Annotated in this window: 12 protein-coding genes; 5 read left to right on the top strand and 7 right to left on the bottom strand. The window is 36.9% G+C overall.

Going from position 1 to position 17791, the window contains the following annotated elements; all coding sequences use genetic code 11:
* Window positions 1-73 precede the first annotated feature (73 nt).
* The 4 genes from GM552_RS00420 to GM552_RS00405 form a co-directional block, all read right to left on the bottom strand.
* Window positions 74-4963 carry an alpha-2-macroglobulin gene (locus tag GM552_RS00420; RefSeq protein ID WP_155564795.1) on the bottom strand — a complete coding sequence of 1630 codons (4890 nt, stop codon included), beginning with the start codon at window positions 4961-4963 and terminating at the stop codon, window positions 74-76.
* Between the two features lie 92 nt (window positions 4964-5055).
* The gene (locus GM552_RS00415) at window positions 5056-5718 is read right to left on the bottom strand and encodes a DUF421 domain-containing protein (protein ID WP_110439269.1); all 663 of its coding nucleotides are present in this window, start codon (window positions 5716-5718) and stop codon (window positions 5056-5058) included.
* A gap of 151 nt (window positions 5719-5869) precedes the next feature.
* Window positions 5870-6847, bottom strand: a complete 978-nt coding sequence (locus GM552_RS00410) for a COG2958 family protein (protein ID WP_155564794.1) — start codon at window positions 6845-6847, stop codon at window positions 5870-5872.
* Window positions 6848-7008: 161 nt separating this feature from the next.
* A complete protein-coding gene (locus GM552_RS00405; protein WP_110439268.1) occupies window positions 7009-7755 on the bottom strand; it encodes an SDR family NAD(P)-dependent oxidoreductase in 747 nt (248 codons plus the stop codon).
* A 131-nt stretch (window positions 7756-7886) separates the two neighbouring features.
* Between GM552_RS00405 and thiM the strand changes: the two genes are divergently transcribed.
* Window positions 7887-8708 (top strand): hydroxyethylthiazole kinase, encoded by an 822-nt coding sequence (gene thiM, locus GM552_RS00400; protein WP_155564793.1) that lies wholly within the window; start codon window positions 7887-7889, stop codon window positions 8706-8708.
* Window positions 8709-8773: 65 nt separating this feature from the next.
* On the opposite strand, the gene GM552_RS00395 is transcribed toward thiM, so the two are convergent.
* Window positions 8774-9397 carry a glutathione S-transferase family protein gene (locus tag GM552_RS00395; RefSeq protein ID WP_155564792.1) on the bottom strand — a complete coding sequence of 208 codons (624 nt, stop codon included), beginning with the start codon at window positions 9395-9397 and terminating at the stop codon, window positions 8774-8776.
* 47 nt (window positions 9398-9444) lie between these two features.
* Window positions 9445-10074, bottom strand: a complete 630-nt coding sequence (locus GM552_RS00390) for a TVP38/TMEM64 family protein (RefSeq protein WP_196424189.1) — start codon at window positions 10072-10074, stop codon at window positions 9445-9447.
* A gap of 197 nt (window positions 10075-10271) precedes the next feature.
* On the opposite strand from GM552_RS00390, the gene GM552_RS00385 reads away from it, so the two are divergent.
* A complete protein-coding gene (locus tag GM552_RS00385) occupies window positions 10272-11312 on the top strand; it encodes a COX15/CtaA family protein (RefSeq protein WP_155564790.1) in 1041 nt (346 codons plus the stop codon).
* Between the two features lie 40 nt (window positions 11313-11352).
* The gene (tldD, locus tag GM552_RS00380) at window positions 11353-12804 is read left to right on the top strand and encodes a metalloprotease TldD (RefSeq protein ID WP_155564789.1); all 1452 of its coding nucleotides are present in this window, start codon (window positions 11353-11355) and stop codon (window positions 12802-12804) included.
* 86 nt (window positions 12805-12890) lie between these two features.
* Here the strand turns inward: tldD and GM552_RS00375 are convergent, their stop codons facing one another.
* On the bottom strand, window positions 12891-13493 hold the full coding sequence (locus tag GM552_RS00375; protein ID WP_155564788.1) for a YigZ family protein: 603 nt from the start codon (window positions 13491-13493) through the stop codon (window positions 12891-12893).
* A 205-nt stretch (window positions 13494-13698) separates the two neighbouring features.
* Between GM552_RS00375 and GM552_RS00370 the strand changes: the two genes are divergently transcribed.
* Window positions 13699-16137: a DUF3772 domain-containing protein gene (locus tag GM552_RS00370; protein ID WP_155564787.1), complete on the top strand. Its 2439-nt coding sequence runs from the start codon at window positions 13699-13701 to the stop codon at window positions 16135-16137.
* A 141-nt stretch (window positions 16138-16278) separates the two neighbouring features.
* On the top strand, window positions 16279-17727 hold the full coding sequence (locus GM552_RS00365; protein ID WP_155564786.1) for a glycosyltransferase family 2 protein: 1449 nt from the start codon (window positions 16279-16281) through the stop codon (window positions 17725-17727).
* The last annotated feature ends 64 nt before the right edge of the window (window positions 17728-17791 follow it).

The raw sequence follows: 17791 nt of genomic DNA, 5'->3' as shown, positions 1-17791 counted from the left end.
TTATTCTAATAAAAAAAAGGCGTACACCATCATATATTGATGCACACCTGATTATGACCTTTTTATTAATTTTTTAACGTGCTTTAACTATTAATGTCATATTGCCACTGGTCCTTGCAAACCGGCCTGGCTGATACATCGACTGTAATGTTGCCGATGGTATGTGATACCTTCCAGGTGTCACCGCACGGGCCAAATAAACCAGTTCAGTTTTATTTGTAAGATTCAATTGGGCTACATAACGGTCATCGCGATATTCTTGATGTTGAATGGATGCTTCCTGCATTTTTTCAAGCGATTTTTTAATTACCTCCCCTGCATTTTCCAAATTGACAGAAACATTTGAAAGATCTTGATTTTCCAGCTCAAATCCAGCGGGCAGGAAATCAACCACCAGGGCATCATGCATTCTTGAAAACGAAAATATCTTAATTCTAACCAATATAAGATCACCCGTTTTGACATTTTTCAAATCCACTGGATTACCGTAAATATCAAGAAATTCTCTTTCTATGTTCAGTTCCTTCTTCTGAACCTGTACAGGAGCCTGTAACGGATAACCAGATAAACCGAGATTTGGATATAGATCAACATCTCCCGTTTTGCTGGCAAGGCGAAGCGTATTGATCTGTCTCATTTCCTGATCATTGAATTGCAAAAAAGATTTTTGGTTTGTCAGGTTATAATGATTCCCTGCCACGTCGACCTCAACCTTCCAGTTTTTAGCAGATTTTGAAACATAGCGATATCCTGCCAGAAAAATTGCATTCTTTTCCTGTGTAGACAAATATATTTTATCTTCAATTTGGTGACTTAAAGCAAACAGCCTTTGTATAACAACGTCATCACTGACCAAATGATTATCCTGTAAAAGTGCAAGAATTAACGCATTATCACGAATATCACTTCCATAATCTCCTATCCACCAATCATGAACACGTTGCCCATAATGTAAACCTTCATTTAAGGTCTGTGCAGAACGTCCCTCATCTCCCATTAGCTTTAATGCTGCTGACAACTGAATTAAAGAAAGTCCTGATGGTGCCTGTTTACGATGATTGTAAAGATTTCTTAATGCGGCTAAAGGTACCTGTTTTGTTCGTGCCAATACATATCCAGCATAGGCTTGAACCGTAAAACGCGATTCATTAAAGTCACGACTGTAATAAGGGTCAATCTCATTGCCGTTTTGAACATATATTAACAAACGTTTTAAGGCATTTTGCAAGGCATCTTCAGGAATCATATAACCCCGGTCCCGTGCCTGAATAAGGAAATCCGTGATATAAACGGTTAACCAATATTCTTCTGGGCTGTCACTGCTCCATAACCCAAATCCCCCATTTGAACGCTGCATCGTTAGTATATGGAAAATCGCTGCATTAATCGCATCATGACGCTGTTGATCGGTTAGCTTGTTTTTAATGTTAAGCTGTTTTAAGACATCCTCGTTTACATAGAGGAAAGGATAAATTCCACTTGTTGTTTGTTCGGCACATTCATAGGGATAAGTTTGTAAATCCTCAATCTGTCTGGATAAATTCAAGGGTGGATAAGGACTTATGTTCAGTCTCCCCTCACGACCTGAAATCCCGATATTATGCAAGACCGATGGTGATATCTGCCAACTTTTTTTATTTAGTTTAGTCTGTTCTATTATAAATTGAGCAGCATAAGGCGGGCGTGTTCCAATTGACCATGAACGGCTCAATACTTGCTTTTTACCGTTGGAGACAATTCCTGAAACATCAACCCTGATTTTTCCTTCTCCTGATCCTGTTTTTGCCTGGACAGTAATTTTTAATGTTTTCCGTTCATTTGGTGCCAATATAACAGCTTGATCCCCAGAATGCGTTGCAAAAATAAATCCTTCTGTCTTGAAACGCACAGATAATTCCTGTGACTGTCTGGTCATGTTAGTAAGATCAAGTGCCAGAACCGTTTCATCACCCCCTGCCAGGAAACGTGGTGTGGACATCTCGGCAACAATAGGTGCGGCAACTGTTATTTTATTTTCTGCCATACCAAATTGACCAGCTGTCCAAACTTGCCCCATAATTCTTAATTCGCCGTTAAAATCTGGAACAGTAATTGAAATCTCGGCTTCACCCTGATCATTCACATGAATAGGCTTGGGTTGTAACGTAACAATCTTGATCTTGGTATCAGGCAGTTTCCCCCCCTTCACCATTGCATCCCCACCAAAAGCCAAACTTGCCGAAGGGTTTTGACCTGCCTCGATTAACTTGCCATAAACATCTAACTGATCAACATTATAAGCTTTGCGATCAAAGAAAGCCCTGAAAGGATCTGGAGTTTTGTAATCCGTAATATTTAAGACACCTGTATCCACGGCGGATAACAAAACCTCGGCATCCTTTACAGGTTTCCCATATGCATCCGTAACTTTGACCTTAACTTTCTGATCCGTTAAAGGCTCGATTTTTGAATTCATTTTCATTTGAAGTTTTAACTTACGATCCTGCCGATCAAGAGGTAAGTGTAATATTCCCACAGATCGTTTTGGAGTGGCGCCAACCTTACGGTCACCGGGTCGAATAATCAAAGTTGTAATATATACATCATGACGTAACCATTTTGAATTAATGGGAAGGGTAAAACTTGAACCTTTGGCAGAAGCCTGAATAGATTGCCGCCATAATAGCTGACCTGATGATTCTACCGCCAAATAACCCTTGCCATCAGAAGGAGGGGTCAAAGTGATTCGGGCAATATCGCCAACTTTGTAAGCCGTTTTATCCAGCATGACCTTAACCTGATCGGGACGCAAATTCTCTTCTGAACCCGCTTCTTCAACTGCCCCCGTTTCAAAAGAATAACTGGATGTCAAACCGGTATCTGGATTGAACACTTCCAATCGATAGGATCCCCAATCTTTGGAAGGAAATGTCAGCATCGCTGTTTTGTTTTGGCCTATGTTTAAAAGCTGTTCATCCTCTATAACATCTTTCTTATTAAAATGGCTGTCCCACCCTGTATCATCAGAATATGTCCAATAATAATCATGACGTTCATAAACAAATCTTGCTTTTAAATTTTTTGCCGGTAATTTATGCCCTTCGAAATCAGCCATGACAACCTCAAATCGAATTGGCTTGTCATGCGAGGTAACCGAATCAAAAAGGGGCCGGATACCAACCAATTGCTTGGCTGGCCATACAAATTGCGTCAAATGTCTCACCACTGGACGTCCTCCGGTTTCAAACAGGCTGGCCTCGGTAATCAATTGAACAGGTGATCTGATCCCTTGCCATTGATTGGCCATTTTAATTTGGCCATAACCTAGCTGATCCAGATGAATCTCGTCAAAATCCATCCGTTTATCAAGGCCTTTTTCTTGACTATCACCAAATTCAAATCCCCTTAATTGAGGAACCGCTTTTCTCAATGAGTGCATGGTAATTGAACCTGATAAAAGATTATGACTGGCCGGCGCCCCATACAAATACCAGCCATTAGCCTTGACATGCAAATCTTGCCGAGAGGTCAGAGGCACATTATTTTTCGAATTTTCCAGATTTTCCGATTGTAAAGTAAGACCCATACGTTCAGGCAAAAAATCCTCAACTGCAAATCGATACTGATTCAATTCTTTCCTTCCCGCTTTCACAACGACAGACCATTTGCCTGTTACAGCATTGGCGGGTAATTTTAACTGATATTGATAAAATCCTGTCTCTAAGGCTTTCCAAACAAAATTTTGGGCCTTTTTTCCCTCTGCATTATAAACAATAGCATTGACTGGAATATTTTGAACAGGTTGCCCATCCGCATCCCTCAATAAAGCGTTCAATATTACGGTTTCTCCCGGACGATACAAATCACGGGGGCCAAAAACGAAAAACTGTAAATCATGCTGGATATCTCCATCAATTTTAAAATCTGATAAATCCAAAGCTGGAGACTTTAATTGGATAAAGGATGTTTGACCATTTTGTGTTGCCAGCAAAATTCTAGCTTTTGACATATTTGTCAAATTTGCATAACCGTCCTTATCTGAAAAAGCTGTCGCAATGATATGCCCTTTTTTATCCAAAGCACTGATATTTACGTTTGGTAAGACATCACCCGTTTCTAGAGACTGTGTAAAAACGCTGACCTGATCATTATCCTGATAACGATGTACGGAAATGCCAATATCAGAAATCGTAAACACTGTAACAGGATAACTGTAATTATACATTCCCGCGGAACGCATAACCGCAAAATAAACACCCTTTTTTTGTAAAGGTTTGATGGAAGAAATCGGCAGTAAAATTTTCTGACGATGATTTTTATCTACATTTAGCTTAAAAGAACCCGTATATATCAGATCCGCCTTATCAACCAAAGCCGAGATCATGTCATTTGACAAGATTGAGGAAGATTCCTTATCTTCAAAAAAATTGACAAGCTGGTCATTTTTTATTCTGAAGAATTCAACATTTGCCTGATTTACATTCAATGTTATAACAGGCAAACCCTCGGCCAATCTTACGGGAAACAAAGAACCCTGACTGGCAAAGCTGATATTGGGACTTAAATCGTTTGTTGTGATTTTGGCCGTATATTCTTTTCTGAGAATTTTTGCGTCTTTACCCTTTAATCCAGCATCAACAGTTAAAACCAGTTTCCGGTTAGGCTCAAGATGATTAAAAATAAGTTCCTGATGGTCTTCAGATAAAATCCAGGCGCCATCCACCTTTCCTTTTTTTGCATCAAAAAGATGCAATATCTCTTCAAAGTTCTGGTTTTCATTCAGGGGGGATGAAAAAGTAACCGCAAGACAGTCCCAACCATCCCTGTCTATTTCAGATACGTCAACAACCTTTAAAATTTGTTCATTACCCGAATTCTGAACATTTGAATTTCCATAAACAGTTTTGACAGATAATGAATTTAAAAAAAAACTACATATAAATAAACATATAAAAAAGGCAAAGAACCTTTGTTTTTCAAACATCTAAAAATCCAATAAAATAAAACATTTTTCAAAAACAAACTAAAAAACAAAAACTTAAATATTCAAATTAATTTATATAGCACTATAGATGCTCAATAAAATGGAATAGTTATTCTTTTACCGTCATATAAAGCAAACATGATCTTTTTATCGTAGTATTCGGCTAGATAAACATCCTCCAGTTTCAAGGAATATTTATCAAGTAAATGCTGGACCGTATCTTGACTTATATCCAACAAATGGGATGGACAATCCTTGATCTCGCTATCAAGGATTAAAATGACGGAAGGATCCTTTTCCTCTTTGTTTTTAACAGTCAACGATCCATTAGGCTCAATTTGGGCATAATATATTTCCTGCATTGAACCAATGCCTCTGGAATGTAAACTGGACATAATATTGATAATATCAATTTTATTTTTTTTATCCTGGATATTATCCATTAATAAGGAACCGTTTTTAATAAAAACAATCGTGTTACCCAAGGCCAAGGCACGGAAAACATCAAATTTCTTGGCAATATAATTTAGAAAATGCATTAATAGAGTGCCAATTATCAAGACAACAATATAACGAGACAGAGAAATACTATCTGTATAAATAACCCCCCCAATTATTCCACCCAATATAAAATTTCCAATCAGATCAATAGGGGTCATTTGGGAAAGCTGAGTTTTTCCGGACTGATTAAAATAAAAAATTACAACAGCAAAGCCGATAATAAATTTTACAAAAACCAACATATAAAAATTCATGAAAAATCTCTTATATGAATAACACACTGAATAAATTCATTTTTACTCTACAAATTATAACATATTGGAAAATATTTATATATTTATTTAAGAATTATTTTAATCAAATCAGTTTTTTATAGTTAAATTAATATATATTAATAATTTATATTTAATTACTCTCAACTTTCAGTAAATCATTACTCCATCCAGTTTTTTGTAACAAACCGCTTTTATAATAACTTGCAACTTTTTGAATAAACAATCTCATATCCGGATTTTCTTCAACCAACCGGTTTACCGAGCACCAATCCACCTCTGCTCTAAATGCCGCCGGAATCATTATCTGACTATCAATTACATTATCTGTTTTAAGTATAATTAACCCAATACCATGTAAAGCCGACAACATTCTCAGCTCATTCATCGTTCCATCATCTGGAATGCTTGCACTCACAAGATAACCGTAATTTGCCCAACTGGAATTACTAACGGCCTGAAAAAAATATTGACGAACCGTTGAGCGGGAAATCTGTTTTTTTACTTCAAAAGACCATAGATAAGCCATTTTAGCATCCCCTGACTGTACACAAGTTTTAACCAAACTATTCCAGTCTTCAGTCACTGCCTGCAAAGCAACAATATCCGGATGCAACCATTTATTGCCATTTTCCCCTTTACCTTTTTTTGAAAATTTTTCATTGATCCTATCACATTTTAAATTATATTCCGTACCAAGATACTCAATCAATAAAGGATAAAGATCAGCTTCCGTATAATTTATCTTTTTTAATGGCAAATTTAAAATGTCTTTACCTGCATTTTCTTCATCTTTCAGTTTATCTATAAAATTGCTCTTGAGCCTGGAATTACCTTTCCATTCGTAAACTCTTGGTCGAGGTTGGTCCTGAATCAATATTCCTGCATTTGATTGTTTCAACCTTTTAATACGTGAACCAATTTCAGCAACAATTTGAGAAATAAAAGAATTTTCCGAGGTAAAACGCTGCTGGCTATTTAGTCTTTTTTGTTTATAATAATCAGGATAAATTTTAACTAATTGGATTGCAATTTCACGCGCGGTAAATCGTTTATGCGGATTATCTTTTAAAAATAAAACAACTTGCTGAATTAATGTATAATTTTTCATAATATTATAAATTGTTCAGATAAATTCATTATTTCTATCATATGATATTAAAATAATTGGTTAACCTTATTTAAAGAACATAATATATATAACCGGTTAAATTGCCCGATACCGCCTATTTGATTTTAAAAAGGCTTGGGACAGGCAATTTATCAATAATTTTACACGCGTTTTGTCATGCCACCATCAACAACAAGGTTGCTTCCTGTAATAAAACTTGCCTGTTCACTTGTCAGAAAAACAACTGTTGAGGCCACATCCTCTGGTGTTCCCATACGACCTAACGGGTTATTCTTCAAGGCTGTATTATAAAGTTCAGGCTGCTCCCGTTCAATTTGATCCCATATCCCTCCCTTAAAATAAATTGTTCCTGGAGAAACAAGATTAACCCTTACATTGTGTTCTGCAACTCTTAGTGCAACCGATTTGCCATAATGATTCAAGGCAGCCTTTAAGGCGCCATATGGTTCAGCAAATACGTCTATTTCAGAAGCGGAAACACTGGATATGATAACAATTGATCCGTTTTTCTGTTTGGTTAAATAAGGCAATGTCTCGTTAACTAGGGCAACGGTACCTAACAGGTCTGTATCAACCGCCTTTTTCCAGGTTTGCAGATCCCGTCCCGAGGCAAGAGCGCTTACATTCGCCACCACATGATCAAGCCCACCCATCTTTTTGTGACTTTCCTTGATCCATCTTTCAACTTCATCCGCCTTGTTAATATCAACAGTCATGCCCATGGCCCGGTCACCCAATTGCAGAATAGCCTTATCGATACCTTGCTGATTTCTGGCACAAATACTGACAAACGCACCTTCATCAATAAATTTTTGGGCAATCGCCAATCCAATTCCTTTGGAACCGCCACTAATAAGCACTTTTTTATTTTTTAGACCAAGATCCACTTTATTATTCTCTCAAATTTTAAAAGACATTATTATTTCTAGAATACGTAAGGCAGATATCTTTTGCAACGAAATAGTCTATAATCTCCATTCATAAACCATAACCTATAAAACAAAAACTTTGTATTATCATGATCGAACCCAATATCCTAATTTCCACTCTTCATGCCATACGCGCAAAAAATCCACTTATCCTCAATATAACCAATCAGGTTGCAACCCAATTTACCGCAAATATTTTACTTGGGCTTGGCGCATCACCCGCCATGGCCAATGCGGAGGAGGAAGTTGAGGAATTCGTTCAAAAATCCAACGCTCTGGTTATCAATATCGGGACTTTATCAACACCCCAATTACGCTCCATGCAGTTGGCCAGTCGTACCGCATACCAGCAAAACATTCCATGGATACTCGATCCGGTGGGCATTAGTGCCTCTCTTTATCGAGCCAAAACAACGCTCAGTCTTTTACAGAATTTCCCCAATGCCATTCGGGGAAATGCGTCAGAAATTATCAGTCTTTACCATTATCATCAAAATACATCTCCTCGAACACAGGGCCATGGAGTGGATAGTCTTGATTCCTCTCATGATGCACTGGAAGCCGCTAAACAACTGGCCTTATCTTATAAAACCACTGTGTCAATCAGTGGCCAAACAGATTATATCACCAACGGAAAAGAGATTGTCTCCGTAAGAAACAGCCACCCTCTCTTAACCAAAGTAACAGGATCTGGTTGTGCAGCAACCGCCATCACCGCAGCATGCCTGTCTGTTGAAAAAAACACCCTATATGCTTGTTCCGCGGCAATGGCTTTTATTGGCATTGCCGCCGATATCGCTATGCAACATATCAACGCCCCCGGCAGTCTGCAAATCGGATTAATTGACGAGCTTTATCTATTGAACGATGAAAAGATTATAAAATATGCAAAAATTAATCTTGTCAAATAATGGATAAAATAATTTTCCAAAATGATGAAAATGAAATTTCATTTTCATCATACCTTATTTGGACATCAAACGAAATTCGGAATACCTTCCGCCTTGAAAACAGCAAGAACCCCATCATCTTTTTGCATTTTCATATAAAACTGCAACAGATTCTTATAACTCGAAATATCTATTTTTAGATTTTGAACCCAGGTCAAGGTCATGAATAAATATGGATCTGCCACACTACGGAAACCCGCGATCCATTCCTTTTCCGCCAGTTGTTTATCAACCTGACCGTATAATTTATGAAGTTTTTTACGAGCGGCAGTATCAAGGATTTCAATCACTTTTTGATCGCCGCTGATTTGTTGTCCTCCAAAAATCAAACCGAATACAGGATGAATATCGGAATTTACGAAAGCCAACCAACGCAAAGCCTCTGCCCTTTGTTGCTTACTACCATCTCCGAGTAGCTTCCCTTGTGGAAAAGAATCCGCAATATAATTCATGATGGCGACATTTTCAGTCAGCACAAAACGATCATCAACCAATACGGGCACCTTACCTGATGGATTCAATTTAAGAAATTCATCCTTTTTTAAACCATCATGATCAACAATTTCAAAGTCAAAATCAGCTTTGCACCAATATAGGGCAATATGACATCCTGTTGAGCAAGCGCCTGGAATTGTATAAAGCTTTAACATCAATAGCCTCCTTGAAATATCCTGAGAAAATTATAATGCTTTTATAATTATTCAGGCAATAATAAATCATCTTTTTTGTTAAAAGAACGTTTCATTAAAATCAAACCAGCAAGTATTGAAACAGCCAATAAAAGTAAACTTAACGTAATTTGCCCAAAATGGCCAATCCGAATTCCGCCGCCGAGTAAAACAAAAACAACCGTTTGTGGAAAGCTTCCCAGAAAAGTCGCACAGATAAAAGGCATAACGGAAATACCAACTATACCAGCCATGGTATTCAGCAGAACGGAAGAGCCCACAGGCATCAAACGGCAGATAAGAACGGTATGAAAAGGGTTTGTTTGAATAAAATGATGAATTTTTTTTAGTTTTGCATGGGAAAGATATTTTTTCCCCCATTCACGTCCCAGCCACCGGGCCCAGTTATAAGCCAATAACGCTCCTATGACAGTCGCAATCGTGGCGTAAAAAATACCCAACCAAAAACCGTATACCACCCCAGCCGTCAGACAGACAAGCTGTCTTGGAAAACCGACCATGCACATAATGATGGCAATGGATAAGAAAATCAGGGGACCTTTTATCCCGCGCCTTAATAACGTATGATCATTTAAAAACAAATCAAAGCCGTGAAAATAACGAGCAAGTAAAAGAACAATAACAATTCCAAAAACCATACATAATGGTTTTATTACTTGACCAATTAGTGTTTTGTATTGAGTTAAATTTTTATTTCTTTTCATAACACAACTAAATTATTGACCTTATGAAAGGCTTGACTTGCAAAAACCTTCTTATAGGACTAAAAAAAACACAATATCTCACTTTTCTTTAAAACGATACCCTTTATCATTTATTTAGAATTTCTTTACTCATGCAAAACAATAAATCAATTTCAACGTGGCTGTTCCTCATCTGCTTTATGCTTCTTTGCATGATAGCCCTTGGGGGATATACACGACTAACGGGTTCCGGTCTGTCCATTATGGATTGGCGTCCAATCACTGGTATCATCCCCCCTCTAAGCCACGCAGAATGGGTTCGGGAATTCGATCTTTATAAAACCATTCCACAATATCAAATTCTTAACAATGGGTTTGGACTGGATGGATTTAAACAGATTTTCTGGGCTGAATGGAGCCATCGTTTTCTGGGAAGATTAATAGGTCTGGTTCTCATTTTACCCTTAATCTGGTTTATTTATAAAAAAATGATCACAAAACAACTGGCTCTGCGCCTGTTCATTTTTTTTATTCTCGGTGGATTACAGGGCGGTATTGGCTGGTTCATGGTTCATTCTGGATTCAGAGCAAACAGCACCGCGGTTGAACCGGTCCGTCTCGTTTTGCATCTAGCCTGCGCCATTATTCTCTATATCGCTATTTTATGGACAGCCCTTTCATTACGCCATCCTGTTCCCAATCCACTGACCCAAAATCCAGCCGTAAAATTTATTAAAACCCTATTGAGAACTGATTTCATTTTATTGCTAGTCACCATTGTTGCCGGTGGTTTTACTGCAGGAACCCATGCGGGTCATTCCTTTAACAGTTTTCCCCTAATGAACGGCCACCTGATTCCTGCTGATTATAACAGACTATCCCCTTTCTGGTTAAACTGGTTTGAAAATATTTCAACCATTCAATTCAATCATAGGCTCCTGGCAACATTTACGGGCATAATGATTCTAATAACCGTTATGACAGGTCTGAAATCCTCATTGGACAAGGCGACCAAGGACAGCTTTATGGCAATGGGATGGGCTGTCCTTATCCAATACGCCCTGGGGGTTACAACATTATTGCTTGTTGTTCCCGTCTGGGCAGGCACCGTTCATCAAGCCTTTGCAATCGTTTTATTGACAACAGTTACGATTGCCCTACATCATATGCGTAAAAATAAATCATTATCATGACTAACATTTTTTATTTTGATCCTCTTGAAAGCTATCATTTATGACTGACCCCATCAATGCCTTGACCCTGACAGATTCTATATTTTTTAATCCACAGAAAACCCAGCTGGATCGGGATAAGACAGAAAAATCCATTCATCAGACCCTTTCTTCCATGGATGATGGAGAACTGTTTCTTGAATATCGTGAAAGTGAAATGATAAGTATTGATGATGGAACCATCCGAACCGCGACAACAGATATCACTTCTGGATTTGGCCTACGATCAGTCTTGGATACTCAAACAGGATTTGCTTTTTCCAATGAATTAAGTGATAAAGCCTTAAAACGTGCCAGTGAAACTGTCAGCCAACTGAAATCAGATCATGAATCTATAATCAGTGATAAACCTGTCCTGACCAATCATCAGCTTTATCACCCTGACAACCCACTTCATCAAGGTAAATTTGCCGATCGGGCTCATTTGCTTCATGAAATTGATGCTTATGCCCGTTCAAAAAGTCCTCATGTCGTTCAGGTAAGCGCATCCCTATCGGCAGAATGGCAGGCAATTCAAATTATCCGGACCAGTCAGTTCCGTGTTGCTGACATCCGTCCCCTGGTTCGACTTAATGTTACCATCATAACAGAAAAAAATGGACGTCGAGAAATAGGTTCCTATGGGTGTGGTGGACGCCATGGTTACGATCATATTACACAGGAAAATATTTGGAAAAATGCTGTTCATGAAGCCTTGCATCAATCCCTAATCAATCAGGAAAGTAAATCTGCACCTGCCGGTGAAATGGATGTCGTTCTCGGGTCTGGATGGCCTGGTATTTTGTTACATGAGGCTATCGGCCACGGATTAGAAGGTGATTTCAATCGCAAGGGAACCTCTGCTTTTGCCGGTTTAATGGGTAAAAGAATTGCAGCTCCAGGGGTTAATGTCGTTGATGACGGCACCCTCTCTGAACGACGGGGAAGTCTTAATATTGATGATGAGGGAACTCCAACTCAACGGACAAACCTGATCGAGGATGGCATTTTGACAGGATTACTTTATGACCGTTTGAACGCCCGTCTGATGAATAAACCATCAACGGGAAATGGACGCAGAGAATCTTTTGCCTGTGCGCCAATTCCTCGTATGACCAATACATTTATGCTGGCTGGAAAAGATACGTTGGACGATATGATTAAAAGCACCAAAAAAGGTCTTTACGCTGTCAATTTTGGCGGTGGTCAGGTTGATATTACCTCTGGTAAATTTGTCTTCTCTACTTCAGAGGCGTATCTGATAGAAAATGGAAAGGTCACCCATCCAGTTAAAGGGGCCACCCTGATTGGAAATGGTCCAGATGCCCTTACCAAAATCACAATGATTGGCAATAAAGTTGAATTAGATAAAGGGGTGGGAACTTGCGGAAAGGCTGGTCAAGGCGTACCGGTTGGAGTTGGACAGCCATCCCTTAAACTTTCCGGCCTGACCGTCGGGGGAACAGATTTCTAATTTTTGTCAATACAAACGTAACTGATCCTTATACCCCAAGGATCAGGAAATCATCTCTCCTCCTGTATTTTATCACCGATCTTTATCTATATAATATCCTCTATCAATATCTGTCCCCTTGTCAGATCAAGTAAACGCCGCTTTAAAGCCAAATACTGTTCTTCAGGCACGACAAGATGACACTCCACATCCATGGATTCAAAATTTTCCATGGCAATTTCTGCTTGATATTCTCCAATACGGGCTTTTACCAAAGCATAATCTGAAAAAGAACAGACAATTATAATTTCTTTTTTAGGAATATATAATTTGGAGGAAGACTGACGTAAACATTCAGCCGCAGTTCCACTATAGGCCCGAATAAGACCGCCTGCGCCTAGCTTAATACCACCAAACCATCGAATAACTATTACTAGTGTACAATCAAAATTCTGTCTTTCTATAACTTGTAAAATGGGTCGCCCCGCTGTTCCGGAAGGTTCACCATCATCATTGCTTTTATAATTTTGTCCTATACGATAAGCCCAGCAATTATGTGTTGCCTCTGGTATTTTTAATCGTTGCAACCATTCCCCAACCTGCATTTCTGTATAGACGGGCACAGCATGTGCCAAAAATATACTTTTTCGAATTTCTTGCTGAAACTGATAAGGGGCGGTTAACGTATAAATCAGATTGTTTGCTATCATTAATTCATTCAGAAATTATGTTTTTATGTAATAAAGCAATGTTTGAGAATACATTTTACTAACAATTCCCATATAATTCATTCCAAAAAAATCATTTTCGCCTTATTTTGTACAAAAAAACAATATTTTTACATATTTTTATAGTTTACTTTACCAAGTCGTTATAAAATAAAACAAATTTGCCTTTAAACTTGGAGCTGCTTCTATGAAAATAGTGCAATACCTATTATTTAATCTTTTCCTTTCCTTTGGAATAATATCTATACAAAATACCCACGCGCAAGAAGCAGCCAACTCTCTTATTTCCTCATCAACCCCTTCAAATACACCTGTTTTTCTCAATATTCCCGATACAACAACTCAACCAATTTTAAATAAGCTTATAAAACAATTGGGAAATATTAATAAAAGCTTACAAAACCTTCAGCATTCTGAAGATTTTACACAATTCAAAAATCTGCTGAATCAAGCACGATCGATATCCACCTCGGCCGATGCGATTGTAACTGATTTGACCCCTCGTCTGAAGGGATATAATCAGGCTTTAAAGCTACTGGATAACGTTATCCAAAATACAGGAAGTGATAAAAATAAAGATGATATTAAAAATTTAAATGATCGACAAAAATCCTTTATTCAAAATAGAAATGATCTTAGCGCAAAAATTCAGCAGGCAACAATCATATCCTTGGAAGCCAATAGTCAGGTTGCACAAATTCAGCAGGCTTTATCCAAGATTCAACAGGTGCAGTTATTTACCCGCATATCCTCTCCCCTAGGTTATAATTTTTGGCATGAAATTGCCATTCATTACGATGATGACAGTTCCCGCATAAATAAACTATATTCTGATTTTGGCAGTTTATTCACCAAAACATGGCAAGATGGCTGGGGAAGCCGTCTTACAATGCTTGCAGGTTTTCTTGGCGCTATTCTGTTAATTTTCATCCTGCGTCCTCTTATTGAAAAAGGACTGGTACAGTTCACAGAAAAATTCATTCCCCCCACACGTCTTAGACGCAGTTTAATGACGCTGTGTTCAGCAATAATAGCCTCTCTTACCGCAGGATTATCTGCCACACTCATTTTGGTAACCATTAATAACCACAATACGATCAGCCCACAAGCCTATGCTTTTGCACAAAACATAATTCACCAACTTTATTTTTGCGGTTTCATCTTTGGACTTTATCGAGGTTTTCTTGCTGTAAAAAATCCACAATGGCGGTTATTGCCCATTGGTGATGAAGTTGCGCATTCAATCAATATTCTACCCAATATTTATATGGCCATTATCCTGCTTCTTGGAATTGTCCGTTATATCAATAATGTTAGTGGTGTAAGTATTATAGCACAGCAATTATGCAATGGTTTTTTTGCCTGTATCGCCTCAATCCTTTTTTTATCCATTCCCATAAAGCTTCGCGAAGTGGGTCAGAAAAGAATCAAACTTCATTCAGCACAAAATAATCAAAGTCCGGATATCACACTTCTTGTGGTTGCAATCGGGCTCCCATTATTCTGTATCATCTCTATTGTTGCCATCCTAACAGGATACATCCATTTGGGTTATTCAATGTGTGTATGGCTTAACTGGGTAATTCTGGTTTTCAGTACTTTAAGTCTTTTAAGAATACTTTTGAATGATATAACAAACCTCATCTTTGATCCGGATCGCTGGCTGGGTAAAAAAATACAGCTTTTAGGCATAAAACCTCAAAGCATGGAACAATTATCAACCATCATTACCGGTGTCATCACACTAACAACTGTCATTCTGACAATTGTTTCCATTATTTCCCCCGGCAATTTTGATCTGGTCGTCTTCATCCAACATTTAACAACCACCCTAACCAACCAAAAAATAGGTAACTTTACATTTTCCTTTTCAACAATCGCCGAGGCAATCTTGGTATTTTTCATTGGTATATATTGTATAAGAATTGTCAGAAACTGGTTAAATAAAAACTTCTTCCCAAAAACCAGTCTGGATAATGCAACCTGTAATTCAATTGATACAATTTTCAATTATTGCTGTTGGGTCGTTGTCGCCATTATTGATTTATCCATCCTTGGTGTAACAACTCAAAACATTACCTGGATTGTCAGCGCTCTTTCTGTCGGTATTGGTTTCGGTTTACAAGCCATTGTCCAGAATTTTGTTTCCGGTCTTATCCTTCTCGCTGAAAGACCCGTCCGCATAGGGGATACGGTTATCATAAATGGTGTTAAAGGAGTGGTAATGAGCATCAAAGTAAGAGCTACCGAAATTCGTTTGTCAGATTTTTCAACCCTAATTGTTCCAAATTCACAAATTATCACATCTTCTGTTCAGAATGCCACCCGTGGACGTCATATGGGTCTGGTTTCATTTAAATTACCTGTAATTACCATTCAACAATTGGATCAAGCACGCACGTTAATCATGAAAATCATGGAAAAACAAAAAGATGTTCTAGATGATCCGAAACCCTATATATGGGTTGATAACATTACAGAAAGCTCTTTAGTCATGACCATTGTTTGTTATACAAATTATCTGGCAAATACAGATGCAGTAAGAAATAACATCTTATCTGAATATCTAAATAATATAAGTCAGCTATCCAATAACAAACCCTCCTCAGAAAAGGGTGACAAATAGACAATATACATAAATATTAATAACTTAACATTAAGAAAAATTAAAAAATAATTAATTTTTTGCTATTTTTATATTATTATTTCGATATATTTATAATTTTAAATACGTATTATTGTTATTTTTCTAAAAAGTTATTTAAGTATGAAAATTTGTCTCGCTTTATTTCTTAAAAATGAAAATCCAAACATTTTATCATGGATTTCTTGGCATCTTGCTATCGGTATCGATAAATTTTTTATTTATGATGATCACTCAACAGATGGAACATATGAAATATTAAAAACTGTTTCTAATATATATAATATTGAAATTGAACTAACAAATCCTGTCAGTATTCCTTATTTTTATGATCGACAAGCTAATGCATTTGAAAGCGCTTGTCGAAAAGCATTGAATCAAGAATATGACTGGATTGGATTTTTGGATGCCGATGAATATGTATCACTAGAACACGATCTATCTATACAGGATTTTTTTAAAAGATTCTTACACTATAATGGTGTTTCTTTAAATTGGAGAATTTATGGAAATTCAGATAGAGTTTTAAAGAGCAAAATTCCAACCTATGAAGCTTATACTAAGCACTGTGATAAAAATTTTTCCGATACTTTATTAACAAAATGTTTTATAAGGCCTAGAAATTACTCGTTTGAATATGAGAATCCTCATTATTTCAAAACAATCCCTCAAAATTATGCAAATGCGTGTGGATTACCTGTTTCAAACAAACGTGCTGATAGTGATACTGTTATATGGGATAATGCATGTATCAACCATTATATTAACCGATCGATGGAAGATTATATAATTAGAATTCAATACCGCCTAAATACAGATTTGATAAATTCAGAAGGTCGATGGAAGCATTTCAATAGAAATGATATACAACACGAAGAAAGAAAAGATTTCATCATAAAAGCCAATGAAATCTTAGTAACCCTTAAACAGGAATGTGTATATCGTTATATATTTGAAATTACGGGATCTTTTAACAAGAAAAAATCCAACAACAAGCAATCAAATTGTTTCAAACTTTGCTCAACAAAAGAACGGTATCTAGCTTTACATATGCGTGAAGGATATTTATTTAATTTTGAAAATATACAAAATATGATACCAATATATGGCGTTATATACAATCATAAACCAAATTTGATTTATCTTTTCTATAAAGAAAGCAATTCCATATCTACTATTCCTTTCATTATTAAATTTTTAAATAAATTTTCATCAACCTATCAATTTTCAGTTTGCTCAATTGATAATACACCTTACCATTCATTACAAACACCTTATTCTAAAAAATTTATGTCGTTAAATCCTGATACAGGTTTTTTTGGAGATGTAGATGTCAACAAAAACATTTGTAAGGAATGGGAATACCTTCAACTGAAATCAAAGGATTTAGAAATTAATTTCAATGTTTCACCTGATTCTGTACATGATCTATACAGTTTTTATAATTACTTATATCAAAATAGTGAAGATATAACCTATGCAGATTTTATCTTGGCATATAATCTTTTATCCAAAAAAGAACAATCTAAAATACATATACATAATGTTGGAAAAATTATAAGTTGGCTATAAAATAATTATTTTCAACTTCAGCCAATATATAGTTTCCTTATATTTAATATAATAAGTTATTAAA

Origin of the sequence: Commensalibacter sp. ESL0382, from assembly GCF_009725775.1 — a bacterium.
In the GTDB taxonomy this organism is placed as follows: domain Bacteria; phylum Pseudomonadota; class Alphaproteobacteria; order Acetobacterales; family Acetobacteraceae; genus Commensalibacter; species Commensalibacter melissae.
Note: the sequence above shows the minus strand (reverse complement) of the source record. Positions and strands in the feature narration are given on the sequence as shown.